Below are 14,775 nucleotides of genomic sequence, written 5' to 3' on the forward strand. Positions count from 1 at the left end.
GCTTAAATGACGCTTCACGGCGTGCATGAGCACGGCGCGTTCGGGAGCATCATTCCGCGATGCCGGCGCCATCCGGCTGCGGATTCCCTGCACTCGAATCGCTCGCGTCAGCATGTCATTGCGTCGCCTTCGGGCGCGATTTCGGGAGGTGATCCGTGGGGTATCAGCACGAAACGACGGCGACCGCTGCCATGGGTGCCAGTTCGCGAGACGGACTGACGCTTCACGTGAACGGCGCGTTTCTCCAGCCGTCGCTGCCGGCGTTTGCGAGCATCGACGGATTGTGTCGGGCCACCGTCCATCTCAAGCTAGAGGGCTTGAACGCGGCCGGGTCGATCAAGCTCAAGACGGCGCTGCAACTGATCGAAGAACTGGAGGCGACGGACCGACTTCGCGCCGATACGCAGATCGTCGAATCGTCTTCCGGCAACCTGGGCGTGGCGCTTGCGCTGATCTGCGCCAATCGCGGCTATCGCTTCACTTGCGTGACAGATCCCAATACTTCGCGCCAGGCGACCCGGGCGATGCAGGCCGCGGGCGCCCGGATCGTGCGTGTGGCGCGGCGCGATGCACAGGGCGGCTACCTCGGCACACGTATCGCCTGGATCCGCGAGACCGTGGCGCGCGATGCGCGATGGGTGTGGCTCAACCAATACGCGAATCCGGGAAACTGGCGCGCGCACTACCGGTGGACAGCGCCCGAGATCTTTGCAGCGCTGCCCCGCGTCGATCATCTGTTCGTGGGTGCGGGGACCACCGGCACATTGACGGGGTGCTTGCGATACGTGCGAGAGCATCGTCTGGCCACGCGCGTCGTGGCTGTCGACGCGACCGGTTCTGTCACGTTCGGCGGTTCGCCGGGGCCGCGGCGCATTCCCGGGCTGGGGGCCAGCTGCCGTCCGGCGCTGAGGGAGGGGCCGAATGCCGAACGGCCGGACGCCATCGTCCATGTCGACGAGCCGGACACGCTACGCATGTGCCATGCCCTTGCGCGGCGCGGGTTGCTCGCGGGCGGATCGACCGGCAGCGTGCTGCATGCCGTGCGAATGTCGGCTGCCGATATTGCCGCCGGCGACGCGGTCGTGGCACTCGCGCCCGACATGGGCGACAAGTATCTCGAAACGGTGTACGACCCCGATTGGGCCGCGTCATGTATCGATGGCAATGAAGAGGGACGCCGGCCCGTGTTTGATCCGGTGGACGTCGCGAGCTCGTCGCTGTCATGAACGCGCTTCCATCCCCGCCGCCATCGCCTCAATTTCGCGTGTTCACCGGCGAGCAGGTCGACGCTGCCATTCGCGCAGGCATGCCCGACATCCTGGCCGCGGTCGAGGCGGCGTACCGCGCGCACCACGCCGGGCGTACCGTGATTCCGCAAAGCCAGTTTCTCCGTTTCCCGGATGAGCGGTCCAACCGGATCATCGCGCTGCCCGCGCATATTCGCAATGGTGAAGGCGACGGCAAGGGCGTGACGGGAATCAAATGGATATCCAGCTTTCCCGGCAACGTCGAGCGGGGCATGCCGCGCGCGTCGGCGGTGCTCATTCTCAACGACGCGTCGACCGGTTATCCGATGGCTTGCATGGAGGCGAGCATCGTCAGCGCCGCGCGCACCGCGGCGAGCGCGATCAGCGCGCTGCGCCGTCTTGGCGCCAATCGAACGCCGGTCCGCGCTGGCGGTGTGCGCGTAGCACTTATCGGCGCGGGGGTGATTTCGCGCCATGTGGCGCAATGCCTGCCGCTTGGCGCCACGCCGATCGAGCGGGTGATCGTGCACGATCTGCGTCCCGATTCCGCGAAAGCGCTGGCCACGCACGTCGAAACGAAACTCGGCTACCCCGCGCATGGGGAGCCATCGCTCGAACGCGCTGTGCGGCACGCCGACGTGATTGTGTTCGCGACGACGGCGGCGGCGCCGTATGTCGACGATGTCGCGTGGTTTTCTCACTGCCCGCTCGTGCTTCACCTGTCGTTGCGCGATCTCGCGCCCGAGATCGTACGGGCGTCGTGCAACGTCGTCGACGATATCGATCATTGCCTGCGTGCTCAGACATCGCTGCACCTCGCCGAAATGGCGACCGGCCACCGCCGCTTCGTCACAACATCGCTGCCTCACCTGCTAAGTGGCGGCGAGCCTCCGACGTACGATCGTCCGGTCGTATTTTCCCCGTTCGGTCTCGGCATTCTGGACGTCGCCGTCGGCCACTGGGTCTACGAACGGCTGGCGGCTCGGCAAGCACCTGTCCCCCGTTTCTTCCTTGATATGCAACGCGCATGACCTCCGCAACCTGTAACACTGTCTCCCGCTGTTCCAACCACGCATCCAAGTGCGCAGCAGGCTATGCCGACGTCCTGGTCGGCCTGCAATATGGCGACGAAGGCAAAGCAAAAATCATCGACGCCCTGGCGCCGGACTACGACGTGATCGGCCGCTTCAATGGTGGCGCCAATGCGGGACACACCATCGACACGCCGTTCGGCAAGATTGCCCTGAAGCAATTGCCGTCCGGCGTGTTCCACCCGCATGCCGAGCTCTACATCGGCTCGGGCTGCGCCATCAATCCCTGGAAGCTGGCTGACGAAATCGAGCAGTTGCACGACATGGGGATCTCGCTGGAGGGACGGCTGCACATCAGTGCGAGAGCTGCGCTGGTTCAGCCTCATCACATTGCGCATGACCGTCGCGGCAGCGACACCATCGGCACGACCGGCAACGGTATCGGCCCGTGCTACGCCGATCGCGCCTTGCGCGTGCGCAACGATACGCGCGTCAATCTGATGTTCGGAGATTTGCTAGAACGGGAGGCGCAGACGGTGATGGCCATGCGCCGGGTGCTCACGGGCATGATCAACGCGGAGGGCGGCGCGTGCCCCTGGATGGCGGAGCTGTCGGACTTGTTGTTGAGCCTGCCGAAGGTCGCTCACACCCTGCGTCCCTATCTCGAGCCGGATCGGAGCTGGCTCACCCGTCGCGTGATGGCCGGCGGGCGCGTGTTGTTCGAAGGCGCCCAGTCGGTGTTGCTCGACGTCGTCGACGGCACGCAGCCCTTCGTCACGTCGAGTCACACGGTGCCGGCCTATGCGTATGTGGGCGGCGACCTGCCGCCGAAATTCCACCGCCGAACCATTGGGGTGGCCAAGGCCATCATGTCGCGCGTCGGGCGTGGTCCGTTCCCGTCGGAACTCGGCGGCGAGCGTTCCGCGCAGTATTGCCATGAGGCGTCGCAATCGCGGGTGGGGATCATTGAAGAGGCGCAACGTCATTCTCCCGACATGCTGTTGCGGTCCCAGGATCCGCTTGATGTCGGCACTGCGCTTCGCATGCTCACTGGCGAATATGGCACGGGCACGGGGCGGCCACGCCGTATCGGCATCCTGGATCTCGCCGCGCTGAACGACGTCGTCAGGATGCACGCCGTCGACTGTGTCTACCTCAACAAGGTGGACTGTCTGACGCACTATTTTCAGTCGACCTACCAAGGTGTGCCCGTCAGGGTGCAACGCGACGCCCTGTCCGGCGGTGGGGCGTCCGAACTGAAGATCTACACGGGGTTGACGGAAAGCGCCATCGCGCGCAGCAGAAACGGAACACTGGACACTGCCATGCGTGGCTTCATCGAGTTCGTCGAACGACATATCGGTGCGCCGCTGGCGGGTATCGGCCTCGGTCCCGAGCGCGCCGGTCTGGTGTCCCTTGCGTCGCATCCGCCAACACCAGCTCCAGTGGGGGAGGCGCATGGCTGATCCATCATCGATCGACGCCCCCGGATGCCGCCCCGAGCTGCGACCGTGGCGCGAGGTCGCGGCCGTCACGCGCTGCGCAACGGAGACGCCGTTCCCCGCGCTTCGGCCTGACGATCTGCTGTTCAACGTGTCGCTCATGCCGTATGCCATGCATCCGCTGGTGTGCGCGCGGGGACAAGCAACGCGACAACATCTGAGTGCGTTGCGTCTGGCCGATTATCTGAACCGGACGGAGCGCGTCGAGCTGCATATCGTCAATCGCGCCGTTGAACAAATGCTCGACATCCCGGGCATCCGGTCGGTGACCCGCGACGATCTCCTCGCCATCTATACAGATGAGGGATTTCATACGTGGATGATGGAGCGCTTTCGCCGCCATTGCCATGTGGCCACCGGATATGCGCTGACGCAATGTTCGTCGCTCAGCGTCACGCGGGTGATGGCGTTGTGCGAAGCCGCCCCCTTACCCTCTCGGGCGACGGCCGTCGTGGCAGCGGCGGCGATCACCGAGACGCTGATTACCGGCACGCTGCGTGAGGCGGGCGCAGGCGACAGCGTCTACGCGCCGGTGCGCACGTTGCTGGCCGAACATGGCGCGGACGAGATGCGACATCAAGCGGCCTTCGTGCGCTTCGTCGGCGAGTGGGTGCCCCTGCTGTCGCCGGATGAGCGCGCTTTTCTCGACGCGATCGTGCCGGAGTTGATGATGGCCTTTCTCGCGCCCGAGCTTCCCACGTGGCACGCGCATCTGTGTGCCGTGGGAGTGACGTCGCGCGATGCGGATCGGATTCTCCGGGACAGCGTCGATCCGCTGCAGGTCGGCGTGCAGATGATGGAGGCGGCATTGGTGCCGAGGCGCCTGTTCGAGCGGCTCGGCATGTCGTGCACGCAGCGGTTTGCGCATCGCGTGGGTCGCTGGCGGCCCCCCGAATGATGAGGATGAGGAGGCACCTGTGACTTGCCATTGGCTGGCGCCCGACATGACCATGCGCGCGGCGGACTATTGCGCGTTGCTTGAAGCCGCGCTTTCGTTCAAGCGACGCTATCCGATTCACACGGAAGCGGTGTTGCATGGCCGTACGATCTACTTCCTCTTCCACAACGCGTCGTTGCGTACGCGAAGCAGCTTCCAGACCGGGTTGTCGCGAATGGGTGGGCACGCGGTGGTGCTCGATCCGCGTCACGGCATCTATACGCCGGCGCTTCCGGACGCCGAAATTCCCTACGCGACGGAGCGCATCGCCGACGTCGCCCGAGTCCTCTCGTCGTACGGCGATGCCATCGCGATTCGCATGTACGGCGAGCCCGCAGGATGGGTATACGGCGCGGCGCATCGTCATCTCGAGGCGTTCGCGCAGTGGAGCGACGTGCCGCTCATCAATATGGAATGCGATCGATTTCATCCATGTCAGGCGCTGGCGGATGTGATGACGATGCGCGAAGCGCTGGGCGAACTCCCGGGCCGACGGCTATGCATTAGTTGGGCGTACTCGGGAAGCTGGCACAAGCCGGTGGCGGTGCCGCAGAGTTTGTTGCTCGCAGCGGTCAAAACGGGGATGGATGTGACGCTGGCGCACCCCCCCGCTTTCGCGCTCGATCCTCACGTAATGCAGGCGGCGGCGCAGATTGCCGGGCAGACCGGCGCATCCGTTCGCGTCACGCACGAATTGCCGGCCGGCGTGGACGGTGCGCATGTCGTCTACGCGAAGTCGTGGTGCAGTCTTGCGCATCTCCCGAAGCGACCTGGGGAATCCGTCGATGAAGCCGCGATGCGCGATGTCTTCGAGCGCCACCGCGACTGGCGCATCGATGCGCGGGTGATGCAAGGCGCGGCGCCGAGTGCGGGCTACATGCATTGCCTGCCGGCCGACCGCGGGCAGGAAGTCTCGGAAGACGTGATCGATGGGCTCTCGTCCTGGGTCTTCGCGCAGGCGGCGAATCGGCTTCATGCGCAGAACGCCGTGATGGCCCATTTGCTTAACCCGGGGTGTCTGGCATGACTTGCGCGTTTTCCTACCACTATGTCTGTGTGCGATGCGCGACGCCGCAACCGTGGGATGGCATTCGGTATCGTTGTCATGTGTGCGGCCAGAACCTGCGGGTCGAACGCAAAGCCGACAGCCATTCGCCCGCCGCGGCGGATCTTGTCCGTGCGTTCCGTGGCCAGGGCATGTGGCGCTACGCGGCTCTCTTGCCTGTCGAAGCCCGCTGGCGCAGCCGGTTGGCCGTTGGCGGAACGCCGCTGGTCGACTGCGGTGTCGAGCGCGGCGTGCACCTTTGGGTCAAGGACGAGGCGCGCAACCCGAGCGGTTCGCTCAAGGACCGGGCGACGGAGCTGGTGCTCGCCGCGGCGAGACGATCGGGATGCACGCGAGTCGTCACGGCGTCGACCGGCAACGCCGGTGCATCGCTCGCTTGCATCGCAGCGTCGCATGCCATGGGTGCGACCGTATTGGTGCCCGCCACGGCGCCGTCGGCGAAACTGGCGCAGATCCGCGCATATGGCGCGACGGTTCGATTGGTGGAGGGCGGGTATGACACCGCGTTCGATATTGCGGAGCGGATGGCCGACGACGCGCGGGTCTGCTGCCGAAACACCGGCGTCAATCCGTTCACTCGAGAGGGAAAGAAGACGTGTGCATTCGAAATTGCGGAGTCGCTCGATTGGCAAGTACCGGATTGGGTAATCGTCCCGACGGGAGACGGTAACCTGCTATCCGGGATCGCAACGGGATTCTTCGATCTGTTCTCCCTTGGCATCACGTCGTCCGTCCCCCGATTGCTCGCCGCGCAAGCCGAGCGCTCGAACAGCATTGCGCGAGACTGGCGGGTGCACGGGAGACACCGCGACATCGACCTGCCGGACGCGCCGGTTGCGGTGCATCCCGATTCGGTGGCCGACAGCCTCTGTGTCGAGCGTCCGCGCGATCACTTCGCTGCATTGAGCGCATTGCGGGCGACGCGTGGCGATTGCGTTGTGATCAGCGACGCACAGATCATGACGGCCTCGCGCGCCCTCGCGCAGCAGTTTGGCCTCTGGTTCGAGCCATCTTCGGCGGCAGGCTACGCCGCGCTGCGCGATTGTCTGGCAAGCGGGCTGATCGCACCGGGAGCGCGCGTGGTGGTGCTCGGCACGGGCAGCGGGCTCAAATCCGCACAGGCGTCGGAACACGCGCCATTGGATGGCGCCCCCGACATCCTGGACGTCGGGCCACACCATACGCAAGACAACCGGCGGCTCGCCGGGAAGGCGGATGCGCGACCATGACGCGTCGTCGACAGGTCGTCGTGCTCGGCGCAGGCGTCAGCGGACTGACCAGTGCCGTAGCGCTTTGCCTGGCAGGATGTGATGTCGAGGTGCATGCCGCCGAGGGGCCGTCGCAGACGACCTCGGCACTTGCCGCCGCGATCTGGCATCCGTTCTATCAGGCGCCGGACTTTGTTTATCTGGCTCGCGCCGGAAAAACCTACGCAACGATGGCCCGGCTCGCTGAGGATGCGTCATCGGGTATCCGCATGCGAGCGTTGACCGAGTACTTTCGTCACGACGCGGGAGCGCCATGGTGGGCCGAATGCGCTCGCCGCCTCAGCCGGGTCGCACCGCACAACGTTCCCGAAGGATTTGCATGTGCGTACCGGATGGACGTGCCCGTTGCCGACGCCGCCGTTTATCTGCGCTATCTCATGAATACCTTTCTCGACGCCGGCGGCCGGTGCGTGCTGACACGGGTCGACGACCCCATACCTCTGCTCGATCAGGCGGATTGGGTGGTGAATTGCTGTGGTTACGGCAGCCGACGTTTCGGCGACGACGACCTAGCGTTGTCGCGAGCCGTGGTGCTGCGCGCGGCGAGTGACCCGTGCGTGAAGGGCTGCTTCATCGACGATTCCGACCCGGTCGCACCATCCTATATCGTCGATCGCGGGCATGACGTCATTCTCGGTGGAACGGCCGACGCGGAACTCACATCGACGCTCGTTGGCAACGCGCGAATCGACGACATTGTCGAGCGTTGCTCGCGGTTGTGCGAGGGGGTGGCGCGACTTCGCGTCATCGAAGCGCGGGTCGGTTTCCGGCCCGTGCGGCGGACGGTGCGCGTGGCGCGCGACTCGCGGCATGCGAGGTTGCTCCACAACTACGGACACGGCGGCGGTGGATTCACGTTGTCATGGGGATGCGCCGACGATGTCGTGCGCATGGTCGAGGAGGATGGTTGACGGATTCACGTCGCTCAAACCCGTGCTCCTGACGGCCCGGAAACATCCGACACCTCAGACAGCGCAGATGTCTCGTTCACCACGAGCGTGCGAGCGCAGCAATCGTCCCTATCAATCGGCGCGATGCGCCAACCGGAGCGGCGACATGGAATTGGACCCAACTACCCTCGACGAGTCGAGTATCTACAACTTCATGATGAGCACGATCCTGCCGCGCCCCATTGCGTGGGTGAGTACGGTCGACGCCGAAGGGCGTCTGAATCTTGCGCCGTACGCATACTTCATGGGGGTGTGCTGTGTGCCGATGACCGTGTTGTTCTGCCCGGTGGTGCCGCCCCCGCCGAAGCGAAAGAAAGACACGCTCCGCAACATCGAGGCCGTGCCGGAGTTCGTTGTGAACGTGGCCAGCGCGTCGAATATCGACGCCGTGAATCTCTCCGCCGCGCCGTTGCCCCCGGGGGAGTCGGAGTTCGATCTGGCCGGTGTGACACCCGTCGCGTCGTCGCGCGTCCGGCCGCCGCGTGTTCGGGAGGCGGCCGTTGCATATGAGTGCCGGGTGCGCGACGTGATCGAAATCAGCGCGTCGCCCGGCGGCGGGTGGGTCGTGCTCGGGACCGTGCTGGCGGCGCACGTCGATGCTGCACTGCTCGATCCGGTCTCGCATCAAGTCGATCTTGCCGGGCTTCGCCCGATCGGACGGTTGGGCGGAGGATCGTTCGTGAATGCCGCAAGCGACACGTTCACGTTGACGCGGTACAGGACGCTCGCGGATCTGGCCACCCGAAAGTGACAAGCGACAGCGGGGGAGCGAGCGCCTGGACTTGCATGGACGGTGCCTCGGGCGGTGCGGCGGATGGCGCGCATGGCGAAGACCGCGAATGTGGCGAGGAAGACGAAGAGGGCGAAGAGGGCGAGGAGGGCGAGGAGGGCGAAGAGGGCGAGGGCGGCGAGGAGCGGCCCGGATCGTGTGACGACACGGTGGCCGGCCCGTCATCGAGCAGGCCGTAATCGCTGGCGAGCCTTGCCGCCCGATGTCGGCTCGAGACGTTGAATTTGCGCATGACACTGCGCAAATGGAAAACGACGCCGTGTTCGGAAATGGTGAGGATGCGCCCGATTTCCCACGACGTCTTGCCGCGTGCGACCCATTGCAGGCATTCGCGCTCCCGCGGCGTTAGAACCGGTGCATGCGCGCGCAGGGCGTCGCGTTGCACGATGCGCCAGACAGCTTCGTGCACGTGCATGGCCAGCATGGCACCCGCATGCAACACCCAGGCGTGGGGGCCGCTTGCACGAAGGCGTCGCGCCGGCGCATGAGGCGACGACAGACTCAACGTGCCGGATGCCCCGGAAGGGGTAAACACGGGGTACGTGATTCCAGCGCGCAAACCCGCGGCGCGCTGCTCTCGCAGCAGCTCACGCGCCTGAGGCGAGACATAGAGCGCGGGCGTCCATTCCACGGGCGTGAGTTGACGAGCGGCGAGCGCAAGCACCGGGTCGATCGCGGCGTATCGCCGCCGCTCGTATTGTGCCTCCCACGTTCGGGGCAGATTGCCGAGTCGTGGCAAGGCCACGCCATCGCCCGGCAATGGGAAATGGCCGCGATAGCTGAAGTAGCGTTGCCTGAGCGCGCGACACAGCGGCACCAGCGCGGCGCGTACGCCATCGACGTCGCTGGCCGCGTGCAGTGCGCTCAGATGGTCGGTGAACGAACGGGGTGTGGTGCAGCGCGTGGCACGCATGGCATGGCGATGTAGGGACGATGTTCGCTTGTAGCATGCGGATAAGGGATGCGCGTACGGCGTGTCGCCGCAGGTCGCGACATTGGGGGCGCATGGCGTCGACGGCTCACCGCCAGCAGGCGCGACATAACGTCGCATGTGAAATCGGGCGCAGCGTCTACTGTTGATGGATATCGGACGAATCCCGCATTGCAGCGACGCCGGCTCGACGGGATCGCGTCTCGCGCATTTGTGCGAGACGTGAATGCCGGAACGGGGGACACCGGCGATTACCGGTCGTCATGCGTGACTGTGGGCGCGCATCGCGGTGGACCGAAGGGTATTCAGGACACCGCAACGAGTGATTCCGTGCTGCATTGTGTCAAACGCGGGGCACATAGGGAGTATCCCGTAGATGCGTGGCAGCGATGTTTTTCTGCTAGGGGAATTACCGGATTTCCCTTTTGCATCAATGAGTTCAGGAGAATGCTATGGCGCGCCAAATACTCGGTATCAATGTTGTCGCTTCGAGAAGGCGCGTTCTATAATGCGGCAGTTTGTCGCGGCCCGGACGCAGTTGGTTCCCGGCCGTCGGACATGAAAGACCCAAAATGCCCCACGGGTGACGGCGATGCTCGCAGCCTCTTCTTCCGACGCCGGATCGGTGACGAAGGAATGGACGCACAAGCGCAACTGCGCGATATCGCCGCGCCAGTTTGTCCTGTTCTACCTGTCGTTGGCCGCCGTGTCGCTGGGTGTTGCCTTGATTGCGGCGTGGCGCGGTGGGTGGTTGGTCTTGCCGTTCACAGGCCTGGACTTGCTCGTGGTGGGCGTTGCGTTCGTCATTCATGCCCGGCATGCCACAGATTACGAGGTCATTCGGTTGTCGCCCATGAGCCTTGTGGTCGAGCAACGTTCAGCACAGAGGTTGACGCAGTACGAGTTCAATCCCCGCTGGGTACGCATCGACGTCGAGACACCGCCGCGCACGCGCATCGTATTGCGCTCGGGCGGCCGCTCGATCACCGTCGGCGCCTATCTTGCGCCGCATCGCCGCGAAACGTTTGCGCGCGAGCTGCGCCGTTGTCTTGCCCAACAGGCCTGAGAGAGATGGAGACGATCTCGGGCGACCGCCAGGGAGGATTTGGATGGTAATTTTGGGTAAGGAAGCTATGAAAACAACGAAACACGCCTTGGCGGCTTTCCTTGCGGGCGCCTCACTGCTCGCCGGCGCTCCCTCACTGGCGCTGGCGGCGGTCACGGATATGCCGGGGGGGCCGGCCGTCAACGAACTCAACTTCCAGCCGCCGGTCACGAAACTCGCGGAAGAGCTTCACAGCCTCCACACCATGATGCTGATCATCTGCCTGGTGATCTTCATCGGCGTGTTCGGCGTGATGTTCTACTCGATCTTCAAGCACCGCAAATCCAAGGGCCATCAACCCGCGAATTTCCATGAAAGCACCACGGTCGAGGTGATCTGGACGGTCGTGCCGTTCATCATCGTGATTCTCATGGCGCTGCCCGCCACGAAGACCGTGGTGGCAATGAAGGACACCTCCAATGCCGATCTGACGATCAAGGTCACCGGTTATCAGTGGAAATGGGGCTACGACTACCTGAAGGGCGAAGGCGAGGGCATCAAGTTCCTCTCCACGCTCGCCACGCCGCGCAGCCAGATCGACGGCCAGGAAGCGAAGGGCAACACGTACCTTCAGGAGGTCGACAACCCGCTCGTGGTGCCGGTCAACAAGAAGGTGCGCCTGATCACCACCGCCAATGACGTGATCCACTCGTTCTACGTGCCGGCGTTCGGCATCAAGCAGGACGCCATTCCGGGCTTCGTGCGCGATACGTGGTTCAAGGCCGAGAAGGTCGGTGAGTACCGTGGCTTCTGCACCGAGTTGTGCGGCAAGGAGCATGCGTTCATGCCGGTCGTGGTGAAGGTCGTCTCGGAAGAGGATTACAACAAGTGGGTCGACACGCAGAAAAAGCAGATGGCCGCTTCCGCAGACGACCCGAACAAGACATACACCGTGCAGGAACTGATGGAGCGCGGTCAGAAGGTCTACGCCGCGAACTGCGCCGTGTGCCACCAGCCGAATGGCAAGGGGGGCGGCGCGTTCCCTGCGCTCGACGGATCGAAGATCGCGACGGGTCCGGTGGCCGACCACATCAGCATCGTGCTGCACGGCAAGAACGCGATGCCCAACTGGTCGCATCTGAACGATGTGGAGCTTGCGTCCGTCATCACGTTCGAGCGCAACTCGTGGAGCAACAAGACCGGCGACGTGGTTCAGCCGGCGCAGGTGCGCGATGCACGCGGCAACAAGTCGGCGAATGCCGCAGGGGCCGCCGCAGACGCAGCGAAGAACAGTTAAGTCGTTCGACCAGTTCGAAGCAAGGAGATTGGGTATGAGTTCCATCGCTCACGATCACGTGGCGGGTCACGACGATCACGCGCACGACCATCCGCACGGATGGCGTCGCTGGCTGTTCGCGACGAATCACAAGGACATCGGCACGATGTACATGATCTTCTCGTTCGTCATGCTGCTCTCGGGCGGTGTGATGGCGCTGATGATCCGTGCGGAATTGTTCGAGCCGGGCCTGCAGTTCATTCGTCCGGAGTTCTTCAACCAGCTCACCACCATGCACGGGCTGGTGATGATTTTCGGTGCAATCATGCCGGCGTTCGTAGGCTTCGCGAACTGGATGATTCCGCTGCAGATCGGTGCGTCCGACATGGCGTTCGCGCGCATGAACAACTTCAGCTTCTGGCTGCTGCCGGTCGGCGGCCTGCTGCTGATCTCGTCGTTCCTCGTGCCGGGCGGCGCCACGGCGGCTGGCTGGACGATGTATGCGCCGCTGTCGGTGCAGATGGGCCCGGGACAGGATCTGGCGATCTTCGGCGCGCACATTCTGGGTGCCTCGTCGATCATGGGCGCGATCAACATCATCGTGACCATTCTGAACATGCGCGCGCCGGGCATGACGCTCATGAAGATGCCGATGTTCGTGTGGACGTGGCTGATCACCGCCTATCTGCTCATCGCCGTGATGCCGGTGCTCGCGGGCGCCATCACGATGCTGCTCACGGACCGTCACTTCGGCACGTCGTTCTTCAACGCGGCAGGCGGGGGCGACCCGGTGATGTACCAGCACATCTTCTGGTTCTTCGGACACCCGGAGGTGTACATCATGATTCTGCCGGCGTTCGGGATCGTGTCGCAGGTGATCCCGGCGTTCTCGCGCAAGCCGCTGTTCGGCTATAGCTCGATGGTGTACGCCACGGCGTCGATCGCGATCCTGTCGTTCATGGTGTGGGCGCACCACATGTTCGTGACGGGCATGCCGGTCACGGGGCAGCTCTTCTTCATGTACGCCACGATGCTGATCTCGGTGCCGACCGGCGTGAAGGTGTTCAACTGGGTTGCCACGATGTGGAAGGGCTCGCTCACGTTCGAGACCCCGATGCTCTTCGCCGTCGGCTTCCTGTTCGTGTTCACGATGGGTGGCTTCACCGGCCTGATGCTCTCGCTGGCGCCGCTCGACATTCAGATGCACGGCACTTACTACGTGGTGGCGCACTTCCACTACGTACTGGTGGCCGGTTCACTCTTCGCGTTGTTCTCGGGGTTCTACTACTGGGTGCCGAAGTGGACAGGTCACATGTACAACGAGTGGCGTGGCAAGTTCCACTTCTGGGGCTCGCTGATCACGTTCAACGTGACGTTCTTCCCGATGCACTTCCTGGGACTCGCCGGCATGCCGCGTCGCTATGCCGACTACCCGGCACAGTTCACCGACTTCAATCAGATCGCCACGATCGGTGCGTTCGGTTTCGGCCTGATGCAGGTGTACTTCCTGTTCTTCGTTGCGCTGCCGACATGGCGTGGCGGCCCCGCCGCCGAAGCCAAGCCGTGGGACGGTGCGGAAGGACTCGAGTGGACCGTGCCGAGCCCGGCGCCGTTCCATACGTTCGAGACCCCGCCGAAGGTGCAATGAACATGACGGCAAGTCGCGAACAGCGAACGAAGAACCTGCGCACCGGGCTGATTCTCGCCTCCGTTGTGCTGGTCTTCTTCTTCGGTGTGATGATCAAGACCAAGCTGATGGGCGGTATCTGATCCCTGCGTCCCGCCCGGGCGGGACACAGGGTGGCCCCGGCGGTCGCGGCAGCAACGAGGTGTCTTCACGGCGGTCTTCAAGGCGGATATGGGCGGTTTGCGACGAATCAATGTGCGTACCTTCAGCAAGTTGCTGCTGCTGGTCGCGGTGATGTTCGGTTTCGGCTACGCGATGGTGCCGTTCTACCGGGCGTTCTGCGATCTCGTCGGTATCAACCAGTTGGGCGATCGCGCCACGGAGATTACCGCCCGTAATACGCAGGTGGACAAGAGCCGTACGATCACGGTCGAGTTCGATGCCAACGCGCAGGGACCTTTGCGGTTCAAGCCGGCGAAGAGCAGCCTGACGGTACATCCGGGCGAGATCGCGACCATCGAGTACGAAGTGGCGAACCAGCAGCAGCACGAGGTGCGTGCCCAGGCGATCCCGAGCTACGCCCCCGCGCAGGCCGCGAGCTACTTCAAGAAGATCGAGTGCTTCTGCTTCACGCAGCAAACGCTCAAGGCCGGTGAGGCCAAGGAATTTCCGGTGGTGTTCGTGGTGGACACGAAGCTGCCCAAGGATGTGAACACGATCACGCTGTCCTATACTTTTTTCGATCTCGGCAAGAACGATGCCAGCCAGCGCGCGGACGTTTCGACGAGCGCGCCGGCGGGTGGGGTCAACGCAGGAGCGACAGGAGGAGGCAAGGGCGGCAATGGATGACCTGAAGGAGGCGACCCGGCGCAAGCTGTCTTTCGTCCAGACCGTCAAGGCGGTGTTCTGGTCGTTTTTCGGTGTGCGCAAGGGGCGCGATCATGACCGCGACATGGCGCAGCTCAACCCTGTGCATCTGATCGCGGCGGGACTGATCGGGGGCATCCTGTTCGTCGTGGCGCTGGTGATGCTGGCGAAGCTCGCCATCCGGCTCGCGACGTCGTAATCGGCATAGACAAAGAGAACCAAGCCTGGAGAGATAAGA

General features: G+C 64.0%; 14 protein-coding genes and 1 pseudogene. 14 read left to right on the forward strand and 1 reads right to left on the reverse strand.

Annotated elements, in window-relative coordinates:
- Positions 1-191 precede the first annotated feature (191 nt).
- From sbnA to W930_RS0111630, 8 genes are all read left to right on the forward strand, one after another.
- Positions 192-1,226 (forward strand): 2,3-diaminopropionate biosynthesis protein SbnA, encoded by a 1,035-nt coding sequence (sbnA, locus tag W930_RS27120; RefSeq protein WP_023872958.1) that lies wholly within the window; start codon positions 192-194, stop codon positions 1,224-1,226.
- Positions 1,223-2,278 carry a 2,3-diaminopropionate biosynthesis protein SbnB gene (gene sbnB, locus W930_RS0111600; protein WP_024788673.1) on the forward strand — a complete coding sequence of 352 codons (1,056 nt, stop codon included), beginning with the start codon at positions 1,223-1,225 and terminating at the stop codon, positions 2,276-2,278. The genes sbnA and sbnB overlap by 4 nt, the downstream gene beginning before the upstream one ends.
- Positions 2,275-3,744: an adenylosuccinate synthetase gene (locus W930_RS0111605; RefSeq protein ID WP_023872960.1), complete on the forward strand. Its 1,470-nt coding sequence runs from the start codon at positions 2,275-2,277 to the stop codon at positions 3,742-3,744. The genes sbnB and W930_RS0111605 overlap by 4 nt, the downstream gene beginning before the upstream one ends.
- A complete protein-coding gene (locus tag W930_RS0111610) occupies positions 3,737-4,678 on the forward strand; it encodes a diiron oxygenase (RefSeq protein WP_023872961.1) in 942 nt (313 codons plus the stop codon). The genes W930_RS0111605 and W930_RS0111610 overlap by 8 nt, the downstream gene beginning before the upstream one ends.
- 19 nt (positions 4,679-4,697) lie before the next feature.
- Positions 4,698-5,744, forward strand: coding sequence for an ornithine carbamoyltransferase (locus tag W930_RS27125; RefSeq protein ID WP_028730995.1), 1,047 nt, complete (start codon positions 4,698-4,700; stop codon positions 5,742-5,744).
- Positions 5,745-5,935: 191 nt separating this feature from the next.
- Positions 5,936-7,012 carry a pyridoxal-phosphate dependent enzyme gene (locus W930_RS27130; protein ID WP_158516326.1) on the forward strand — a complete coding sequence of 359 codons (1,077 nt, stop codon included), beginning with the start codon at positions 5,936-5,938 and terminating at the stop codon, positions 7,010-7,012.
- The gene (locus tag W930_RS0111625; RefSeq protein WP_023597809.1) at positions 7,009-7,962 is read left to right on the forward strand and encodes an FAD-dependent oxidoreductase; all 954 of its coding nucleotides are present in this window, start codon (positions 7,009-7,011) and stop codon (positions 7,960-7,962) included. Before W930_RS27130 ends, W930_RS0111625 begins: the two co-directional genes overlap by 4 nt.
- 145 nt (positions 7,963-8,107) lie before the next feature.
- Positions 8,108-8,752, forward strand: a complete 645-nt coding sequence (locus tag W930_RS0111630) for a flavin reductase family protein (protein WP_023597808.1) — start codon at positions 8,108-8,110, stop codon at positions 8,750-8,752.
- Here W930_RS0111630 and W930_RS29595 read toward each other — a convergent pair.
- Positions 8,703-9,704, reverse strand: coding sequence for a LuxR family transcriptional regulator (locus W930_RS29595; protein ID WP_072619076.1), 1,002 nt, complete (start codon positions 9,702-9,704; stop codon positions 8,703-8,705). The genes W930_RS0111630 and W930_RS29595 overlap by 50 nt on opposite strands.
- Positions 9,705-10,314: 610 nt before the next feature.
- Here W930_RS29595 and W930_RS0111645 point away from each other — a divergent pair.
- The 6 genes and pseudogenes from W930_RS0111645 to W930_RS0111670 all read left to right on the forward strand — a co-directional run bounded on the left by W930_RS0111645 (position 10,315) and on the right by W930_RS0111670 (position 14,736).
- Positions 10,315-10,788: a DUF2244 domain-containing protein gene (locus W930_RS0111645; protein ID WP_023597806.1), complete on the forward strand. Its 474-nt coding sequence runs from the start codon at positions 10,315-10,317 to the stop codon at positions 10,786-10,788.
- Positions 10,789-10,831: 43 nt separating this feature from the next.
- Positions 10,832-12,052, forward strand: a pseudogene (coxB, locus tag W930_RS27140) (cytochrome c oxidase subunit II); the annotation flags it as partial.
- Positions 12,053-12,098: 46 nt separating this feature from the next.
- Positions 12,099-13,691 (forward strand): cytochrome c oxidase subunit I, encoded by a 1,593-nt coding sequence (gene ctaD / locus W930_RS0111655; RefSeq protein ID WP_023597804.1) that lies wholly within the window; start codon positions 12,099-12,101, stop codon positions 13,689-13,691.
- 2 nt (positions 13,692-13,693) lie between these two features.
- On the forward strand, positions 13,694-13,813 hold the full coding sequence (locus tag W930_RS30815) for a cytochrome oxidase small assembly protein (protein WP_218026215.1): 120 nt from the start codon (positions 13,694-13,696) through the stop codon (positions 13,811-13,813).
- An 88-nt stretch (positions 13,814-13,901) separates the two neighbouring features.
- Positions 13,902-14,519, forward strand: coding sequence for a cytochrome c oxidase assembly protein (locus W930_RS0111665; protein WP_023872967.1), 618 nt, complete (start codon positions 13,902-13,904; stop codon positions 14,517-14,519).
- Positions 14,512-14,736 carry a DUF2970 domain-containing protein gene (locus W930_RS0111670; protein WP_023597801.1) on the forward strand — a complete coding sequence of 75 codons (225 nt, stop codon included), beginning with the start codon at positions 14,512-14,514 and terminating at the stop codon, positions 14,734-14,736. Before W930_RS0111665 ends, W930_RS0111670 begins: the two co-directional genes overlap by 8 nt.
- Positions 14,737-14,775 lie beyond the last annotated feature (39 nt).

The sequence above is a fragment of the Pandoraea sp. E26 genome (assembly GCF_000681415.1).
In the GTDB taxonomy this organism is placed as follows: Bacteria; Pseudomonadota; Gammaproteobacteria; order Burkholderiales; family Burkholderiaceae; genus Pandoraea; species Pandoraea pnomenusa.

Bases quoted from the DNA above. Each gene is read 5' to 3' on its own strand.
- W930_RS0111605 (WP_023872960.1), top strand. From the start codon at position 2,275: ATGACCTCCGCAACCTGTAACACTGTCTCCCGCTGTTCCAACCACGCA.
- W930_RS0111630 (WP_023597808.1), top strand. From the start codon at position 8,108: ATGGAATTGGACCCAACTACCCTCGACGAGTCGAGTATCTACAACTTC.
- sbnB (WP_024788673.1), top strand. From the start codon at position 1,223: ATGAACGCGCTTCCATCCCCGCCGCCATCGCCTCAATTTCGCGTGTTC.
- sbnA (WP_023872958.1), top strand. From the start codon at position 192: ATGGGTGCCAGTTCGCGAGACGGACTGACGCTTCACGTGAACGGCGCG.
- W930_RS0111670 (WP_023597801.1), top strand. From the start codon at position 14,512: ATGGATGACCTGAAGGAGGCGACCCGGCGCAAGCTGTCTTTCGTCCAG.
- W930_RS0111665 (WP_023872967.1), top strand. From the start codon at position 13,902: ATGGGCGGTTTGCGACGAATCAATGTGCGTACCTTCAGCAAGTTGCTG.
- W930_RS0111645 (WP_023597806.1), top strand. From the start codon at position 10,315: ATGCTCGCAGCCTCTTCTTCCGACGCCGGATCGGTGACGAAGGAATGG.
- W930_RS30815 (WP_218026215.1), top strand. From the start codon at position 13,694: ATGACGGCAAGTCGCGAACAGCGAACGAAGAACCTGCGCACCGGGCTG.
- W930_RS0111610 (WP_023872961.1), top strand. From the start codon at position 3,737: ATGGCTGATCCATCATCGATCGACGCCCCCGGATGCCGCCCCGAGCTG.
- W930_RS29595 (WP_072619076.1), bottom strand. From the start codon at position 9,704: ATGCGTGCCACGCGCTGCACCACACCCCGTTCGTTCACCGACCATCTG.
- ctaD (WP_023597804.1), top strand. From the start codon at position 12,099: ATGAGTTCCATCGCTCACGATCACGTGGCGGGTCACGACGATCACGCG.
- W930_RS0111625 (WP_023597809.1), top strand. From the start codon at position 7,009: ATGACGCGTCGTCGACAGGTCGTCGTGCTCGGCGCAGGCGTCAGCGGA.